The organism is Staphylococcus sp. NRL 16/872, assembly GCF_022815905.2.
GTDB lineage: Bacteria > Bacillota > Bacilli > Staphylococcales > Staphylococcaceae > Staphylococcus.
Genome location: NZ_CP119327.1, coordinates 1568369 through 1587937, shown reverse-complemented (window position 1 = coordinate 1587937; position 19569 = coordinate 1568369). Strand labels below are relative to the sequence as shown.

Here is a 19569-nt window from a genome sequence, read left to right as displayed (position 1 = left end):
GAGGAGGAATAATTGTGGCAAGTAATGAGTTATTATTAGCAACTGAATATTTAGAGAAAGAAAAGAAAATCCCAAGAGAAGTTTTAATTGATGCTATTGAAGCAGCATTAATTACAGCATATAAGAAGAACTATGATAGTGCTAGAAACGTACGTGTAGAATTAAATATGGATGAAGGTGCTTTCAAAGTTATCGCACGTAAAGAAGTCGTTGAGGAAGTATTTGACGACCGTGATGAAGTTGATTTAAGCACAGCATTAGTTAAAAATCCTGCTTACGAAATCGGTGACATCTATGAAGAAGATGTTACTCCTAAAGACTTCGGTCGAGTAGGCGCACAAGCTGCTAAACAAGCAGTAATGCAACGTTTAAGAGATGCTGAAAGAGAAATTCTTTATAAAGAATTCATCGATAAAGAAGAAGACATTTTAACAGGTGTGATTGACCGTGTTGACCACCGTTATGTCTACGTTAATTTAGGACGTATAGAAGCTGTGTTATCTGAAGCTGAAAGAAGTCCAAATGAAAGTTACATTCCAAACGAACGTATCAAAGTGTATGTAAACAAAGTTGAACAAACAACTAAAGGTCCTCAAATTTATGTATCTAGAAGCCATCCAGGTTTACTTAAACGTTTATTTGAGCAAGAAGTGCCTGAAATCTACGATGGAACTGTTATCGTTAAATCAGTAGCACGTGAAGCGGGAGACCGTTCTAAAATTAGTGTGTACTCTGAAAATCCTGACATTGATGCAGTAGGCGCTTGCGTAGGCGCTAAAGGTGCACGTGTTGAAGCTGTAGTTGAAGAACTTGGTGGAGAAAAAATTGACATCGTTCAATGGAATGAAGATCCTAAAGTGTTCGTGCGTAATGCATTAAGCCCATCACAAGTACTTGAAGTAATTGTTAATGAAGATAACCAATCTACAGTCGTAGTTGTTCCTGATTATCAATTATCTCTTGCTATCGGTAAAAGAGGTCAAAACGCACGTTTAGCAGCTAAATTAACTGGTTGGAAGATTGATATTAAATCAGAAACTGATGCACGTGAAGCGGGCATTTATCCTGTTATCGAATCAGAAGAACAAGCTGATGAAATCGTTATGACAGGCGATGAAGATGTAGAAATCGATGACGTTAATTTAGAAGAATCTAACTTAACAACTGCTGAGTTAGCAGCTGAAATTGATGAACCTTCTGATGAAGAAAGTGAAGAAGCTTCTGAAAATGAAGAAACAGAAGAAACACCTGAAGATGTAGAGCAAACAGAAGACGAGAAAGAAAATAAAGACGTTTAAGCACAAAATTGGGGTGAGTAATTAATAATGAAGAAGAAAAAAATTCCAATGCGCAAATGTATTATTACTAATGAAATGCGTCCTAAAAAAGAAATGATTCGCGTTGTTATTAATAAAGAAGGCGAGATATTTGCTGATGGTACAGGGAAACAGCAAGGAAGAGGCGCATATGTTTCAAAAGATGTTAAAAGTGTAGAAGAAGCTCAACAAAAAGGCGTACTTGAGAGATATTTTAATGAAAATCCTGAAAAATTAGACCCAGTCTACAAAGAAATTATCAGATTAATTTATAGAGAAGAGATTCCTAAATGACCAAAGAAAAAATATTCAATTTTTTAGGGTTAGCTATGAGAGCTAGAAAAGTTAAAGCAGGAGAATCTGTATTACTAACAGAAATTAAAAAACAAAATGTTAAATTGGTTATTTTAGCTTCTGATGCTTCGGAAAACTCTATAAAAAACATACAAAATAAATGTGAAACATATCATGTTCCATTTAGAATTTTCGGTACGAGAGCAGAATTAGGCCAATCTTTAGGCAAAGCAGAACGTGTAAATGTTGGAGTCACTGACTCAGGATTTGCTAAAAAGCTTAAGTCTATGATTGATGAATATTGTAAGGAGTGATTATATGAGTAAAAAAAGAATTTATGAATATGCGAAAGAATTAAACGTGAAAAGTAAAGAGATTATCGATGAGTTAAAAAAAATGGACGTAGAAGTATCTAATCACATGCAGGCGCTTGAAGACGATCAAATTAAAGTGCTTGATAAGAAATTTAAACCACAACAAAGTGGTAATAATGATAAACAAACTACTCAAAATAATCACCAAAAACAACAAAGCAACAATAATAACAAGAAACAAAATAACAAAGGAAACGCTAATCCTAAAAACAATAAAAACAATAATAAAAATAAAAACAACAAAAATAATAAGAACAACAAGAACAATAATAAAGGAAATAAAAATAAACCAGCAGCTGAACCTAAAGAAATGCCATCAAAAATCACTTATGAAGAAGGCATTACTGTTGGTGAATTAGCGGATAAATTAAATATTGAATCATCAGGCATCATTAAAAAATTATTCTTATTAGGTATTGTAGCGAATATTAACCAATCTCTAGACGAAGAAACGTTAGAATTAATTGCTGATGATTATGGCGTAGAAATTGAAAAAGAAGTAGTCGTTAATGAAGAAGATCTTTCAACTTATTTTGATAATGAAGAAGACGATCCAGATGCAATTGAAAGACCAGCTGTTGTAACTATCATGGGTCACGTTGACCACGGTAAAACAACTTTACTTGATTCAATTCGTCATACAAAAGTAACTGCTGGCGAAGCTGGTGGTATTACGCAACATATCGGTGCATACCAAATTGAAAATGCTGGTAAGAAAATTACTTTCTTAGATACTCCAGGACACGCAGCTTTCACTACAATGCGTGCACGTGGTGCTCAAGTTACTGATATCACTATCTTAGTAGTAGCAGCAGATGATGGTGTAATGCCTCAAACAATTGAAGCGATTAACCATGCCAAAGAGGCAGATGTACCTACAATCGTTGCAGTAAATAAAATTGACAAACCAACTGCTAATCCAGATCGCGTTATGCAAGAATTAACTGAATATGGTTTGATTCCTGAAGATTGGGGCGGCGACACAATCTTTGTTCAATTATCAGCGTTAAGTGGCGACGGTATCGATGACTTATTAGAAATGATCGGTTTAGTAGCTGAAGTTCAAGAATTAAAAGCTAATCCTGATAAACAAGCTGTTGGTACAGTAATTGAAGCAGAATTAGATAAATCACGTGGTCCAGCAGCATCATTACTTGTACAAAACGGTACATTAAATGTTGGTGATTCAATCGTAGTAGGTAATACTTATGGACGTATTCGTGCTATGGTAAATGACCTTGGTCAAAGAATTAAAACTGCAGGTCCATCAACTCCAGTTGAAATTACGGGTATTAATGATGTGCCTTTAGCAGGTGACCGTTTCGTTATTTTCAAAGATGAGAAACAAGCGCGTCGTATCGGTGAAGCACGTCATGAGGCAAGCGTGATTCAACAACGTCAAGAAAGTAAAAACGTTTCATTAGATAACTTATTTGAACAAATGAAACAAGGTGAAATGAAAGATCTTAACGTAATTATTAAAGGTGACGTTCAAGGTTCAGTAGAAGCCTTAGCCGCTTCATTAATGAAGATTGATGTTGAAGGCGTAAATGTACGTATCATTCACACTGCCGTAGGTGCTATCAACGAATCAGACGTAACATTAGCTAATGCATCAAATGGTATCATTATCGGATTTAATGTTCGTCCTGATGCTGGTGCTAAACGTGCTGCTGAAGCTGAAAATGTAGATATGCGTCTTCACCGTGTCATTTACAACGTTATTGAAGAAATCGAATCAGCTATGAAAGGTTTATTAGACCCTGAATTTGAAGAACAAGTAATCGGACAAGCTGAAGTACGTCAAACATTCAAAGTATCTAAAGTTGGTACAATTGCAGGTAGTTACGTAACTGAAGGTAAAATCACACGTAACGCAGGCGTACGTGTTATCAGAGACGGTATCGTATTATTTGAAGGGGAATTAGACACATTAAAACGTTTCAAAGACGATGCTAAAGAAGTAGCGCAAGGCTACGAATGTGGTATTACAATTGAGAAATTTAACGATATCAAAGAAGGTGACATTATCGAAGCCTTTGAAATGGTAGAAGTTGAAAGATAATAATTGAATTAATATTTTTAGACTATCAACTAAGCGAAAAGCTTAGTTGATAGTTTTTTTATCATTATTTGTTGGATTCTATATAGTTTCCAATTATTATTTAAGTATTATTTATATTTTAAGATTATTAAGTAAATAAAATTGAAAAAGTTATATTACAATCTATATTCTAAAAAATTACGTTTGTTGCTATTATAATTTTGTTATTATTTTTCAATAATTAAATTATAAAATCAAAGGGGATTAACATGAAAAAAATTACAAACATAACAATAGGTTGTTGTATAAGTGGAGTATTATTATCAGGTTGTAGTTCTGTAAAAGCAGATAACGACGGGGTGTTTTCATCTAATAATGCTGAAACAATTGATAAGAAATTAAAAAAACAGGACGTACATGTTGAAAATGTAAAGTTCATAGATAAAGATACTGATGATGGTTATCTTAGAACATGGGATCAATTAAATCCAACGATAGTAAATAACAGTAATAAAGATATTAAAGAAGTGACTTTAGCTGTAGTTGCATGGGATAAAAACGGCTTACCAATCAAACCTGATTTTGCAATGGCGTTTAGCCAAGATGCATATATTAGTAATTATGCAGATGATGAAATCAATTTGACAGGTCACAGTAGTAGTGATAAAGAAATATTTAATTTAGAAAGTGATAATAAAATAGCATCATATAAAATTATTGTTTCTGCCTATAAAGATTTTGATGGTCACACTTGGAAAAACCCACTTTATGAAAAATTTGAAAAAGTTTATGGTCAAAAACGATTAAAAGACATTAAAGGAAGTAAAAATACTACTAATTCACTCGAAACTGAAGAATAAAAATTTTGTTTTTGAGGCTAATAAGATATAATAAAATAATGAGCAAAAATTTTCATAGTGAAATTATAAATCATGTCTTTACTAGTTAATTTATAAGGGTATAATAATAGGACAAAATTTTTAAAGAGGTGAAATATCCATGAGTAACATGAGAGCAGAACGTGTTGGCGAACAAATGAAAAAAGAAATTATGGATATCGTTAATAATAAAGTGAAAGATCCTAGAGTAGGATTTATCACAATTACTGATGTTGACTTAACAAATGACTTATCACAAGCTAAAGTGTATTTAACAGTACTTGGTAGTGATAAAGAAGTTAAAGATACTTTCAAAGCTTTAGACAAAGCTAAAGGATTTATTAAATCTGAACTTGGATCAAGAATGAGATTACGTATTATTCCAGAATTATTCTTTGAATATGATGAGTCAATCGAATACGGAAATAAAATTGAAAAAATGATTCAAGATTTACACAAACAAGATAAATAATGATAGATTGGCTGAGGCATAGTATCATGCCTCAGCCTCTCAATTATTAGGGAAATAAAACTTATACATAAATCGTTTTAAGACAAGGGTGTGTAATTATGTACAACGGTATTTTACCCGTATATAAAGAACGTGGACTTACAAGTCACGATGTTGTATTTAAATTAAGAAAAATTTTAAAAACGAAAAAAATTGGTCATACTGGCACACTAGATCCAGAAGTGGCAGGGGTGTTACCTATTTGTATTGGTCCTGCTACTAGAGTGAGTGACTACATTATGGATATGGGTAAATCTTATAAAGCAACCGTTTCAATTGGTGAAAGTACGACTACTGAAGATCAAACTGGGGATGTTGTGGAAAAGGTTAACATTACGACAAATGAACTTAGTGAACGTCAAGTTGATTCAATATTAGAAGAATTTCAAGGTATCATTACGCAAATCCCACCTATGTATTCTTCAGTAAAAGTGAATGGTAAAAAATTATATGAATATGCGAGAAACGGTGAAACGGTAGAACGACCAGAGAGGAAAGTGAATATTAAACAAATCGAGCGCACGTCAGAGTTAGTATTCAAAGATAATCAATGTCACTTTGATATTATTGTTCATTGTGGAAAAGGGACATATATTCGTACACTTGCCACTGATATAGGTAAAGAACTCGGCTATCCAGCGCATATGTCTTTATTAACGCGTACAACTTCAGGTGGCTTTGATATAAAAGAAAGTTTAACACTTGAACAAATTTCAACATTCCATGAGCAAGAAGCATTACAATCCCATCTATTTCCTATAGAATATGGTTTGAAAAGTTTGCCTGAGATACCTATATCGGATGAAAAAATGAAAAAAAGAATTTTGAATGGCCAGAAATTTAATAAGAAAATATTTGAAAAATCTATAGCAAGTGATCAACTTGTATTTAAAGATACAGACACCGATAAAGCAATGGCTATTTATGTTCAACATCCTGACAAACCACATGAAATAAAACCTAAAAAAGTATTCAATTAAAGGAGTTAGACGTTATGAAAGTGATAGAAGTAACCCATCCAATTCAAAAAGACCAATTAATTCAAGAAGAAGTAGCCATGGCTTTTGGTTTTTTTGATGGAATGCATCGTGGACATAATAAAGTATTTGAAGCATTAAATAAACGTGCTCAAGAGAAAAATTTAAAAAAAGCAGTCACAACTTTTGATCCGCATCCTTCTGTAGTGTTAAATCCAGAACGTAAACGTACGGATTATTTAACACCGCTTTCAGATAAACTTGAGATGATTGAGCAACATGACATCGATTATTGCATTGTCATTAATTTCTCTTCTCGATTTGCTAATGTAACTGCCGAAGAATTTGCGCAAGAATACATCATTAATAATGATGTTAAAGAAGTGGTTGCCGGTTTCGATTTTACATATGGTAAATTTGGAAAAGGTAATATGTCAGTTTTAAACGAAATGGAAGAATTTAATACAACTATAGTTGGTAAACAAGAAATGGAATCTGAGAAGATTTCAACAACTGCTATAAGAGAAGCATTAAAAAATGGTGACTTGAAAAAAGCAAATGAACAATTAGGTTATTTATATCGTATCAAAGGCACGGTAGTACAAGGCGAAAAACGTGGACGTACGATTGGTTTCCCTACTGCCAATGTTCAACCTAGTGATGATTACGTTTTACCGAAAAAAGGTGTATATGCAGTAAGTATGGCTATTGGTGCAGAAAATAAAATCTATCGTGGCGTAGCAAATGTTGGGGTGAAACCTACATTTCATGATTCATCAAAAGCAGAGGTAGTTATTGAGGTAAACATCTTCGACTTTAGTGATAATATTTATGGTGAACGCGTGATTGTTTATTGGCACCACTACTTAAGACCAGAAGTTAAATTTGATGGTATTGACCCATTAGTAGAACAAATGAACAATGATAAAGAACGTGCCAAATATCTATTAGCTGTTGATTTCGGAGATGAAGTATCGTATAATATCTAAAGTTGAGTTTTATAAATATAAGACTTATCAAATTTATTCCTTTCTCTTGGCAAGTTGAAACTCCGACGCTTAGCTCAGATTAAGGTGTATACAAAATTTAGGAGGAATTTAATTATGGCAATTACTCAAGAACGTAAAAATGAAATTATCAAAGAATATCGTGTACACGAAACTGACACTGGTTCACCAGAAGTACAAATCGCTGTTTTAACTGCAGAAATCACTGCATTAAACGAACACTTACGTGAACACAAAAAAGACCACCATTCTCGTCGTGGATTATTAAAAATGGTAGGTCGTCGTCGTCACTTATTAAACTACTTACGTGGTAAAGATATTCAACGTTACCGTGAATTAATTAAATCATTAGGTATTCGTCGTTAATATTAATATATTTAAAGGAAAGCACCACTTGGTTTGGTACTTTCCTTTTTTTATCGTTTTAGATAATCACTAATATAAAATTATAAAAATTAATGATATGATGTAGATATTAGATTTCAGAGAGGAGATTCATAATGTCTCAAGATAAAAAAGTTTTTAAAACTGAGTGGGCTGGAAGATCGTTAACGATTGAGACAGGTCAATTAGCGAAACAAGCTAATGGTGCAGTGTTAGTACGATATGGTGATACGGTAGTATTATCGACGGCTGTTGCCTCAAAAGAACCACGTGATGGTGACTTTTTCCCATTAACAGTGAATTATGAAGAAAAAATGTATGCTGCTGGTAAAATTCCTGGTGGTTTTAAAAAACGTGAAGGTCGTCCTGCAGATGAAGCAACATTAACTGCACGTTTAATCGATAGACCGATTCGACCACTTTTCCCAAAAGGCTACCGTCATGACGTACAAATTATGAATACAGTATTAAGTGCAGATCCAGATTGTTCACCTGAAATGGCGGCGATGATTGGTTCATCAATGGCATTAAGTGTGTCAGATATTCCATTCCAAGGACCAATTGCCGGCGTAAATGTCGGTTATATTGATGGAGAATATGTAATCAATCCTACACTTGAGCAAAAAGAAGTTTCACGCTTAGATTTAGAAGTAGCTGGTCATAAAGATGCAGTTAACATGGTGGAAGCGGGCGCAAGTGAGATTACTGAAAAAGAAATGCTTGAAGCGATCTTCTTTGGTCATGAAGAAATCAAACGTTTAGTGGCATTCCAAGAAGAAGTTGTGGAACATATTCAGCCCGTTAAGAAAGAATTCGTACCGGTTGAACGTGACGAAGAACTTGTGAATAAAGTGAAAGCTTTAACAGAAGAAAAAGGCTTGAAAGAAACAGTCTTAACTTTCGATAAACAACAACGCGATGAGAATTTAGATGCTTTAAAAGCTGAAATTGCAACTGAGTTTGTCGACGAAGCTGATCCTGAAAATGAATTATTAATTGATGAAGTCTACGCTATTCTTAACGATTTAGTTAAAGAAGAAGTGCGTCGCTTAATCGCAGATGAAAAAATTAGACCAGATGGTCGTAAACCAGATGAAATTCGTCCTTTAGAATCTGAAGTTGGTTTATTACCACGTGCACATGGTTCAGGATTATTCACACGTGGTCAAACACAGGCTTTATCTGTTTTAACTTTAGGTGCTTTAGGCGACTATCAATTAATTGATGGGTTAGGACCAGAAGTTGAAAAACGCTTTATGCATCATTATAATTTCCCTAACTTCTCAGTGGGGGAAACTGGTCCTGTAAGAGCACCAGGCCGTCGTGAAATTGGACATGGTGCTTTAGGTGAAAGAGCATTAAGATATATTATTCCTGATACTGCTGACTTCCCATATACAATTCGTATTGTTAGTGAAGTATTAGAATCTAACGGTTCATCTTCACAAGCTTCAATCTGTGGTTCAACACTTGCATTAATGGACGCAGGTGTTCCAATCAAAGCACCGGTAGCAGGTATTGCAATGGGACTTGTAACACGTGAAGATAGTTATACTATTTTAACGGATATTCAAGGTATGGAAGATGCACTAGGTGATATGGACTTTAAAGTAGCAGGTACTAAAGAAGGTATTACTGCAATCCAAATGGATATTAAAATTGATGGTTTAACAAGAGAAGTGATTGAAGAAGCCCTTGAACAAGCACGTCAGGGTCGTTTAGCAATCATGGATCACATGTTACAAACTATTGATCAACCACGTAAAGAATTAAGTGCGTATGCACCTAAAGTAGAAATCATCCACATCAATCCTGATAAAATTAGAGACGTTATCGGACCTGGTGGTAAGAAAATCAATGAAATCATTGATGAAACTGGCGTAAAATTAGATATTGAACAAGATGGTACAGTCTTTATCGGCGCAGTTGACCAAGCGATGATTACCCGTGCTCGTGAAATCATTGAAGATATCACACGCGAAGCTGAAGTTGGTCAAGTCTACAATGCTAAAGTTAAACGTATTGAGAAATACGGCGCATTTGTAGAAATTTTCCCAGGCAAAGATGCATTATTACACATCTCTCAAATTTCTAAAGAACGTATAAATAAAGTTGAAGATGTATTAAAAATTGGCGATACAATTGAAGTTAAAATTACTGAAATTGATAAACAAGGACGCGTTAATGCATCTCACAAAGCATTAGATGAGTAGGAAGCAAGACAGAAATTAAAGGTTAGGGCGTTTGATACGCCTTAACCTTATTTTTTAACTCTTTATACTTTTGGTTAAATCACTTTTCTGAAAATGAAAATTCAAACAAAAAACAAGTATTAATAGTTATTGCCTATATTAGAAGAAGTAATGAAGTACTTTAATAGTGTACATCCTACATAAATTAAATTATAATAAATGATGAGTTTATATGGACGGGGATTATTATATAGGAGGTAACATTTTGAGTTTAGTAAAGAAAAAAAATGACGATATTCGCATTATCCCACTCGGTGGTGTTGGCGAAATCGCTAAAAATATGTATATCGTTGAAGTAGACGATGAAATGTTCATGTTAGATGCTGGGTTAATGTTCCCAGAGGATGAAATGTTAGGTGTAGATATTGTTATTCCTGACATTCAATATGTAATTGAGAATAAGGAAAAATTAAAAGGTATCTTTTTAAGTCATGGTCATGAACATGCGATTGGTGCAGTAAGCTATATCCTTGAACAAATTGATGCGCCAGTCTATGGTTCGAAATTGACATTAGCACTAGTTAAAGAATACATGAAATCAAGAAATGTGAAGAAAAAAGTGCGCTATTATACTGTTAACCATGACTCAGTGATGCGTTTTAAAAATGTAAACATCACATTCTTTAATACGACGCATAGTATTCCAGACAGCCTAGGTATTTGTATTCATACATCTTATGGTTCAATTGTTTACACGGGTGAATTTAAATTTGATCAAAGTTTACAAGGTCATTATGCACCAGATATTAAACGAATGGCTGAAATTGGAGAAGAAGGCGTATTTGCATTAATCAGTGATTCTACAGAAGCAGAGAAACCTGGTTACAATACACCGGAAAATGTAATTGAAACACACATTTATGATGCGTTTGCTAAAGTGCGAGGACGTTTGATTGTGTCTTGTTACGCATCTAATTTCATTCGCATTCAACAAGTGCTTAATACGGCTAGCAAATTAAACCGTAAAGTCTCATTCTTAGGACGTTCATTAGAAAGTTCATTTAACATTGCACGTAAAATGGGATATTTTGATATTCCAAAAGACTTATTAATCCCTATTAATGAAGTTGAGAATTATCCTAAAAATGAAGTCGTGATTATTGCTACAGGTATGGAAGGCGAACCAATTGAGGCGTTAAGTCAAATGGCTCAACATAAACATAAAATTATGAATATTGAAGAAGGCGATTCAGTTTATTTAGCAATTACCGCTTCAGCAAATATGGAAGTTATTATTGCTGATACATTGAATGAACTTGTGCGTGCAGGTGCACACATTATTCCTAATAATAAAAAAATCCATGCGTCTAGTCATGGCTGTATGGAAGAATTAAAAATGATGATTAATATCATGAAACCAGAATATTTCATCCCTGTACAAGGTGAATTTAAAATGCAAATTGCTCATGCTAAATTAGCAAATGAAGCGGGTGTTGCGCCTGAAAAGATTTTCCTTGTAGAAAAAGGCGATGTTATTCACTATGATGGTAAAGATATGGTATTAAACGAAAAAGTACAATCAGGAAATATTTTAATTGATGGTATTGGGGTTGGAGATGTAGGTAACATTGTATTAAGAGACCGTCATTTATTAGCAGACGATGGAATCTTTATCGCAGTTGTAACATTAGATCCTAAAAATAGACGTATTGCTGCAGGACCTGAAATTCAATCAAGAGGTTTTGTATATGTACGCGAAAGCGAAGACTTGATGAAAGAAGCTGAAGAAAAAGTACGTGAAATCGTTGAAGCTGGACTTCAAGAGAAGCGTATTGAATGGTCTGATATTAAGCAAAATATGCGAGATCAAATTAGTAAGCTTTTATTTGAAAGTACAAAACGTCGTCCAATGATTATACCAGTCATTTCTGAAATATAAGATACAAACAATAAAAAAAGAGGTCGGGACAACACATCATAGCAGTGTAATAATAGAATGTTGGGGTATCACAAACTCATGTATTTTTGTTATTCACTTAAGTTAGAGGCTATTTTAGTCTAAAGATGTATGATATTGTCTCAACCTCTTTCCTAATTTTTGAAAAAATTGAAATAAATACATAGTTATAACTTGTTTTAAGCAATACATATAAAATTAACGTTTGAAATAAAAGAAGGTGTACAAATTTGCCACAAACTAAGAAAAAAACAACTACCAGAAAAAAAGGGACTTCTACAAGGGCACGCAATACTAAAAAGAAAAAGCCTCAAAAAAAGGATAGTTCCTTAAGATATGTCATAGCAATTGTAGTTGTCATTTTATCAGTATTAGGCATGTTTCAACTCGGCATTGTTGGACGAATGATTGATAGCTTTTTTAATTACTTATTTGGTGTGAGTCGCTATCTAACATATATTTTAGTAAGTTTAATTACAATCTATATTGCTATGCAAAAACGTTTTCCTAGATCACGCCGTACGATAGGCTTAATTCTTTTACAATTTGTATTATTAATCTTTGCACAAATTATATATCATATATCTAAAGGCACAGTTGCGGAGCGTGAACCGGTTCTCTCTTATGTATATAAAGCTTATAATCATACACATTTCCCAAATTTTGGGGGAGGGTTAATTGGTTTTTATTTACTAAAAGTATTTGTGCCACTAATTTCTATTGCTGGTGTTATTATTATTACTTTATTATTACTAGCATCAAGTATTATTTTACTAATGAAGTTACGTCATAGAGATGTTGCTAAATTATCTCTTGAAAAGATGAAATCATCAAGTTCAAGTGCATCGTCTAATTTTAAAGAAAAAAGAGAGCAAAATAAGATTAAAAAAGAAGAACGTGCACGTGAAAAAGAAGAAAAAGCACGAGAGCGACAATTACAAAAAGAGCAAAATGAAGAGGAACGTTTACAACGAGAAAGAGAAATTACTGACGTTAGTGATTTCCCAGAAGTAGAAGCACCGCCTGAAGATATTCCGATTTATGGGCATAACGATAATTCAGAAGAGAAACCGGCATCTAAAAAAAGAAAAAAACGTCGCTTCGACTTTGATGAAGAAACACCTTCTGAACGAGCACCAAAATCAACTGAACCTAAGCCTTCTAAACTACAACAAGACACTTCGTCAGAAGACAGTAATCAAACGGGTGGGTCTATTTCAGAAGCAGGAGAAGTTGCGAATGTTGCTTACCACATTCCTCCTTTATCATTGTTAAAACAGCCGGCTAAACAGAAAGCGACATCTAGAGCGGAAGTACAAAGAAAAGGACAAATTCTGGAATCTACTATGAAAAATTTTGGTGTCAATGCGAAAGTGACTCAAATTAAAATTGGTCCTGCCGTTACTCAATATGAAATTCAGCCAGCTCAAGGTGTAAAAGTGAGTAAAATCGTCAATTTACATAATGATATTGCTCTTGCATTAGCTGCAAAAGATGTGCGAATTGAAGCTCCAATCCCAGGACGTTCAGCAGTAGGAATTGAAGTGCCAAATGATAAAATTTCATTAGTTACGTTAAAAGAAGTATTAGAGTCTAAATTCCCAGCACAAAATAAATTAGAAGTTGGATTAGGTCGAGATATATCTGGAGAACCAATGACGATTCAATTAAATGAAATGCCTCATTTATTAGTTGCAGGTTCTACAGGAAGTGGTAAATCAGTATGTATTAATGGCATTATTACTAGTATTTTATTAAATGCTAAGCCACATGAAGTCAAACTTATGTTAATCGATCCTAAAATGGTAGAATTAAATGTATATAATGGCGTGCCACATTTATTAATACCAGTAGTTACAAATCCTCATAAAGCATCTCAAGCTTTAGAGAAAGTTGTAGCTGAAATGGAACGTCGCTATGATTTATTCCAACACTCATCAACACGAAATATTGAAGGATATAATCAGTTCTTACGTCGTCAAAATGAAGAATTAGAGGAGAAACAAGCTGAATTACCTTATATCGTTGTTATTGTCGATGAGTTAGCTGACTTAATGATGGTAGCAGGTAAAGAAGTGGAAAACGCTATTCAACGTATTACACAAATGGCACGTGCAGCAGGGATTCATTTGATTGTTGCTACACAAAGACCATCTGTAGACGTCATTACAGGTATTATCAAGAATAATATCCCATCACGAATTGCATTTGCTGTAAGTTCTCAGACAGACTCAAGAACAATTATAGGTTCTGGAGGCGCTGAAAAGTTACTCGGTAAAGGTGATATGTTGTATGTTGGTAACGGAGAATCTTCTCAAACGCGTGTTCAAGGGGCATTTTTAAGTGACCAAGAAGTTCAAGATGTAGTAAATTATGTTGTAGAACAACAAAAAGCTAACTATGTGAAAGAAATGGAACCCGATGCACCTGTAGATAAATCAGAAATGAAAAGTGAAGATTCATTATACGATGAAGCTTATCTATTTGTAGTAGAAAAACAAAAAGCAAGTACATCTTTATTACAAAGACAATTTAGAATTGGCTACAATAGAGCATCAAGATTAATGGATGATTTAGAACGCAATCAAGTAATCGGTCCTCAAAAGGGCAGTAAACCAAGACAAGTTTTAATAGATTTAGATGATGAAGAGGTGTAAAAATGACCGAATTAAACTCAGTTTTTAAAGTAAAAGAGCATATATTTAGACAGATAAACAATCAATCTTTAAAACCTGGTGACAAACTTCCTAGCAATTTAGAAATTGCTAGAGAAGTGAATGTCAAAACAGATGATGTCTATGACGCAATTGGCGAACTTATTACAGAGCAAGTCTTAACAGATAACTTTGAAGAGGGACCAAGTGTTAAAGATTTACACCCTTTCTTTTATCCATTAAATAAATTATTTAGCATTAGTGACATGATTGAAAAAGCAGGTTATCAATCAAGAACTGAATATTTAAGTTTAGAACAACAACCAGCTTCAATATTAGATGCACAAATGTTAGGAATTGAAGATAAGCAGCCTATTACCATTATTGAACGATTACGTACTGCTAATCATCAACCAGTGATATACTGCTTAGATAAAATTGCTGAAAGTTATTTGACTTGCACAGATTATCAAATAAGTGATGGCTCTATGCTTAAAGCAATAGAAACAAATACAGGTCATAAAGTGGCATCTGCAGAAACTGAAGTTGAAGCGATTAGCTATGAGCCACATATATCCGAAATCTTAAACGCTTCTCCACATGAAGGTTTAATGTTATTGAAGGTTGTACATTATGATGAAACGGGTAAACCCATCTTATATTCATTAAATTATGTCAAAAGTAGTTTAGTTAAATTTAAACTAACGCGCACAAAACTTTAAAACTTAATAAGGAGTGAGACGTTACATTGGAATCGCAAGTAAATCATAAGGCTCAACACATTAATATATTACCTACTGAAAAATTTAAAACAACGATGATTACTTTTAAATTTATGGCACCACTTGATTATCATACAATCACAGCAAGGGCACTATTAAGTAAAGTATTAGTTCGTGCTACTAAACAATGGCCAACTGATAAAGCATTGAATAAAGAATTATCAGAATTATATGGTGCTTATATCAATAGTTTTGTTTCAAAATTTAAAGATAAACACGTGATTACTATCTCTTTGGAAATAGTCAATGAACGTTATCTTAGAGATGATACACCGTTATTTGAAAAAGGATTAAATCTACTACAAGAAGTAATTGCCCATCCTCTTATTGAAAATAATGCATTTAACTCTACTTTTGTTGCGCAAGAAAAATCTTTATTAACTAAAAAAATCGAGTCACTCATAGATAATAAAGCACAATATTCATTTTTAAATTTGCTAAAACATATGTTCAAAGATGAACCTTATCGCTACTTAGCAACAGGTCAAATTGAGAACATAGCGAAAATTTCACCAGAAAATTTATACGATACATATCAATCTATGATCAATAATGACGACTGTTCAGTATATGTCGTAGGAAATGTAGATGAATCTGAAGTAAATCGATTAATTAAGAAAAAATTCGATATAAAACCTTTTGTACTTCAAAAATCAGCTGTGCCTGAATTGAATTACAATCAAGCAGGACCTCAATTCATTATTGAAGAGGATGAAGTAGACCAAGCTAAGCTCAACATTGGTTATCGTTTTCCTACACATTTCGGTGCTAAAGATTATTATGCGCTTGTCGTTTTAAACACAATGTTTGGTGGGGATCCCTCATCTGTATTATTCAGTGAAGTGCGTGAAAAACAAAGTTTAGCTTATTCAATCCATTCACAATTAGATGGTAAAAATGGCTATTTATTTGTGTTAAGTGGCGTATCGGTTGATAAATATGAAATCGCTAAAGAAACGATTTTACAAGAATTCGAGAAATTTAAAAATGGTGAATTTGAAGATAGTAAATTAGCACTTGCTAAAAAGATTATTGTTTCACAACGTCAAGAAATTGCAGATAGACCTAAAAGTATTATTGAGGTAATGCAAAACCAATTACTTCTTGAAGAAACACAAACTGATGAAGAGTATATTCAAGCTATCATGAATGTGACGAGAGAAGATGTCATTGAAATGGCTAATAAAGCCTTACTTGATACTATTTATGTGCTTACAAAAGGAAAAGGAGGTCAAACTGATGAAAAATAAATATTATGAACTTATTGATGAGCATGTCTTTGAACATGAACTAGAGAATGGTTTACGTTTATTTGTGATTCCGAAAAAAGGTTTTCAAAAAACCTTCGTTACATATACTACTCAGTTTGGCTCATTAGATAGCACATTTAAACCTCATCAAAGTGATGAATTTGTGACTGTGCCAGATGGTGTTGCTCACTTTTTAGAACATAAATTATTTGAAAAAGATGAAGATGAGGATTTATTTACTACATTTGCAGAAGACAATGCTCAAGTAAATGCTTTCACTAGCTTTGATCGTACAAGTTATTTATTTAGCGCTACAGATAATGTTGATAGTAATATTAAACGTTTACTTGAAATGGTAGAGACGCCTTACTTTTCAAAAGAAACAGTGGATAAAGAAAAAGGAATTATAGCTGAAGAAATCAAGATGTATCAAGAACAACCGGGCTATAAGATTATGTTTAATACGTTACGCGCCATGTACCAAAATCATCCAATTAGAGTGGATATTGCTGGTAGTGTGGAAAGTATTTATGACATTACAAAAGATGATTTATATTTATGTTATGAAACGTTCTATCACCCTTCAAATATGGTGTTATTCGTAGTTGGAGATGTCGATCCTGAGCATATCCGTGAAGTAGTTGAAACGCATGAAAATAAACGTCATAAAACGAATCAACCGAGTATTCAAAGAGGCCCTATTGATGAACCAGTCAATGTGATAACACCTTATGTTACTGAAGAAATGAAGTTGCAATCACCAAGATTGATGTTAGGTTTTAAAAATCAACCTCTAAATGAAACACCTGAAAAATATGTACAACGCGATTTAGAAATGACTTTATTCTTTGAATTAGTCTTCGGTGAGGAAACGGAATTTTATCAAGATTTATTGAATAATGATTTAATTGATGAAACATTCGGTTATCAATTTGTATTAGAATCTACATACAGTTTTTCAATTATTACAAGTGCAACTCAACATCCTGACAAGTTAAAAGAAGTTCTCTTAAATGAGTTGAAACAACGTAAAGGGGCGCTCACTGATACTGAGGCATTTGAATTATTGAAAAAACAATTTATTGGTGAATTTATTTCAAGTTTAAACTCTCCAGAATATATTGCGAATCAATACGCGAAATTATACTTCGAAGGTGTAAGTGTATTTGATATGTTAGATATTGTTGAAAATATAACACTTGATAGTATTAATGAAACGGCAAATCAATATTTAAACTTAGACAATTTAGTAGATAGCCGCTTGGAGATTAAGCAATAATGAAAGCTTTAGTGTTAGGCGGATCTGGTAGTATAGGCACTGCTATTGTAGAACGACTATTGAAAGATAACTTTGAAGTTGTTGTGCAATATCATCATACGAATGTATCCATTTTAAAAGAAAAATATCAAAATGAAGCGGTTGAATTTATCCAAACGGACTTGAAGAAAGATATTGAATTAGAACAAATCTTTGGTCATATACAACATTTAGATTGCTTAGTATATAGTGCTGGTACAGCTTTATATGGCATGATTCAGGATATGACTGATGATGATATCGATCAAAGTTATAACATTCATGTCAAACAATTTATAAGATGTTGTCGTTACTTTGTAGATATGTTGCGTCAAAGTCCTAGTGGGAGAATTATCGTAATCTCTTCTATTTGGGGAGAAACTGGTGCAAGTATGGAAACCATTTATTCTGCAATGAAAAGTGCTCAAATTGGTTTTGTTAAAGCGTTGAGTCAAGAATTAGCAATGACAAGTGTGACGGTGAATGCTGTGACCCCAGGATTTGTCTCAGGTAATATGTCCCAAACATTTAGCAATGATGAAAAAGAAGTCATTTTAGCAGAACTACCGCAACAACGAATGGTGACGCCTGAAGAGGTAGCGCATACGTGTGCTTATTTGTGGCATCCATTTTCTCAAAGTGTGACAGGTACCATTCAAAAAGTGAATGGCGCATGGTATTTATAAATTCAGGGTTACAAGATTAAATTATTAATTAGCATTACGTAAATAAATGATATAATATGAATATCATTTTAAGAATGCATGCTGATGCTAAATTGATATTTAAACAAGGGGCGGATGTAGATGACGATTGCCGAAAAAAAAGAATGGTACCTTGAATATGAGATAACTATAAATCGTGCTGGTTTATTAGGGGATGTTTCAAGTTTACTTGGCATGTTAGGTATTAGCATTGTCACAATTAATGGTGTAGACCGAGGGCGCCGTGGTTTATTAATTAAAACGGATAATCTTGAAAAGGTTAAACGCTTTGAGCATATCATTAAAGAGCTTAATGAAATAGAAATCACTAAATTACGATTGCCTGAATTGCGAGATCGACTAGCAGTACGTCATGGTAGATATATCGAACAAGATGCAGATGATAAGAAAACATTTCGTTTTGAACGTGAAGATTTAGGCTTACTTGTAGATTTTTTAGCCGAACTTTTCAAAGAAGAAGGGCATAAATTAATTGGTATCAGAGGTATGCCACGCGTGGGTAAAACTGAATCAATTGTGGCAGGAAGTGTATGTGCGCACAAACGTTGGTTATTTATTAGCTCTACTTTAATTAAGCAAACTGTACGTAGTTCGCTTATTAAAGGTGAATATGAAGGAAATCATGTTTATATTATTGATGGCGCAGTTACGGCTAGAGAAACTAATCCTAAACATCAAGAATTAGTAAAAGAAGTAATGGAATTACCGTCAATTAAAGTGGTGGAACATCCAGATTTATTTGCAGAATCATGTAATTATAGTATGGATGATTTTGATTATATTATTGAATTACGTGAAAATGAAAATCAAGAAATACAATATGAACATATGAAACAACAAACTGTTAAAAGTAAAAATACATTAGATTTTGGTGAAGATACATTTGGCGAAGGTTTTGGATTTTTTGAATAGTAAGTGTGGAGGCTT

General features: G+C 33.5%; 16 protein-coding genes and 2 pseudogenes. All 18 read left to right on the top strand.

From position 1 onward, the window contains the following. Window positions 1-14: 14 nt before the first annotated feature. Entirely contained in the window at window positions 15-1298 is a 1284-nt protein-coding gene (gene nusA, locus MT340_RS07930) for a transcription termination factor NusA (RefSeq protein WP_243589487.1), read from the top strand. A 27-nt stretch (window positions 1299-1325) separates the two neighbouring features. Further along, on the top strand, window positions 1326-1610 hold the full coding sequence (gene rnpM / locus MT340_RS07925; RefSeq protein ID WP_126566645.1) for an RNase P modulator RnpM: 285 nt from the start codon (window positions 1326-1328) through the stop codon (window positions 1608-1610). After that, window positions 1607-1924 carry a YlxQ family RNA-binding protein gene (locus tag MT340_RS07920; protein ID WP_103296961.1) on the top strand — a complete coding sequence of 106 codons (318 nt, stop codon included), beginning with the start codon at window positions 1607-1609 and terminating at the stop codon, window positions 1922-1924. The genes rnpM and MT340_RS07920 overlap by 4 nt, the downstream gene beginning before the upstream one ends. Window positions 1925-1928: 4 nt before the next feature. After that, window positions 1929-4049: a translation initiation factor IF-2 gene (gene infB / locus MT340_RS07915; RefSeq protein WP_243589486.1), complete on the top strand. Its 2121-nt coding sequence runs from the start codon at window positions 1929-1931 to the stop codon at window positions 4047-4049. A 248-nt stretch (window positions 4050-4297) separates the two neighbouring features. Beyond that, window positions 4298-4888 (top strand): DUF5780 domain-containing protein, encoded by a 591-nt coding sequence (locus MT340_RS07910; RefSeq protein ID WP_243603736.1) that lies wholly within the window; start codon window positions 4298-4300, stop codon window positions 4886-4888. Window positions 4889-5027: 139 nt separating this feature from the next. After that, on the top strand, window positions 5028-5378 hold the full coding sequence (gene rbfA / locus MT340_RS07905) for a 30S ribosome-binding factor RbfA (RefSeq protein ID WP_243589484.1): 351 nt from the start codon (window positions 5028-5030) through the stop codon (window positions 5376-5378). A 98-nt stretch (window positions 5379-5476) separates the two neighbouring features. Next, the gene (gene truB / locus MT340_RS07900; protein WP_243589483.1) at window positions 5477-6397 is read left to right on the top strand and encodes a tRNA pseudouridine(55) synthase TruB; all 921 of its coding nucleotides are present in this window, start codon (window positions 5477-5479) and stop codon (window positions 6395-6397) included. 14 nt (window positions 6398-6411) lie between these two features. Beyond that, a complete protein-coding gene (locus tag MT340_RS07895) occupies window positions 6412-7383 on the top strand; it encodes a bifunctional riboflavin kinase/FAD synthetase (protein ID WP_243589482.1) in 972 nt (323 codons plus the stop codon). A gap of 114 nt (window positions 7384-7497) precedes the next feature. Then, on the top strand, window positions 7498-7767 hold the full coding sequence (gene rpsO, locus MT340_RS07890; RefSeq protein WP_103299157.1) for a 30S ribosomal protein S15: 270 nt from the start codon (window positions 7498-7500) through the stop codon (window positions 7765-7767). Window positions 7768-7901: 134 nt separating this feature from the next. Further along, window positions 7902-9998 (top strand): polyribonucleotide nucleotidyltransferase, encoded by a 2097-nt coding sequence (gene pnp, locus MT340_RS07885; protein ID WP_243589481.1) that lies wholly within the window; start codon window positions 7902-7904, stop codon window positions 9996-9998. 244 nt (window positions 9999-10242) lie between these two features. After that, complete coding sequence (rnjB, locus tag MT340_RS07880; protein WP_243589480.1) at window positions 10243-11916, top strand: ribonuclease J2; 1674 nt, start codon at window positions 10243-10245, stop codon at window positions 11914-11916. Window positions 11917-12164: 248 nt separating this feature from the next. Next, window positions 12165-12990 (top strand): annotated as a pseudogene (locus MT340_RS12890) (cell division protein FtsK); the annotation flags it as partial. Between the two features lie 143 nt (window positions 12991-13133). Next, a pseudogene (locus tag MT340_RS12885) lies at window positions 13134-14591 on the top strand (DNA translocase FtsK); the annotation flags it as partial. Between the two features lie 2 nt (window positions 14592-14593). After that, the gene (locus MT340_RS07870) at window positions 14594-15310 is read left to right on the top strand and encodes a GntR family transcriptional regulator (protein WP_243589479.1); all 717 of its coding nucleotides are present in this window, start codon (window positions 14594-14596) and stop codon (window positions 15308-15310) included. 26 nt (window positions 15311-15336) lie between these two features. Next, window positions 15337-16620 carry an EF-P 5-aminopentanol modification-associated protein YfmF gene (gene yfmF / locus MT340_RS07865; protein ID WP_243589478.1) on the top strand — a complete coding sequence of 428 codons (1284 nt, stop codon included), beginning with the start codon at window positions 15337-15339 and terminating at the stop codon, window positions 16618-16620. Then, window positions 16610-17899 (top strand): EF-P 5-aminopentanol modification-associated protein YfmH, encoded by a 1290-nt coding sequence (gene yfmH / locus MT340_RS07860; protein ID WP_243603734.1) that lies wholly within the window; start codon window positions 16610-16612, stop codon window positions 17897-17899. The genes yfmF and yfmH overlap by 11 nt, the downstream gene beginning before the upstream one ends. Continuing rightward, a complete protein-coding gene (gene ymfI, locus MT340_RS07855) occupies window positions 17899-18603 on the top strand; it encodes an elongation factor P 5-aminopentanone reductase (protein WP_243589477.1) in 705 nt (234 codons plus the stop codon). The genes yfmH and ymfI overlap by 1 nt, the downstream gene beginning before the upstream one ends. Window positions 18604-18723: 120 nt before the next feature. Next, a complete protein-coding gene (locus tag MT340_RS07850; RefSeq protein ID WP_243603733.1) occupies window positions 18724-19554 on the top strand; it encodes a YmfK family protein in 831 nt (276 codons plus the stop codon). Window positions 19555-19569: the final 15 nt, after the last annotated feature.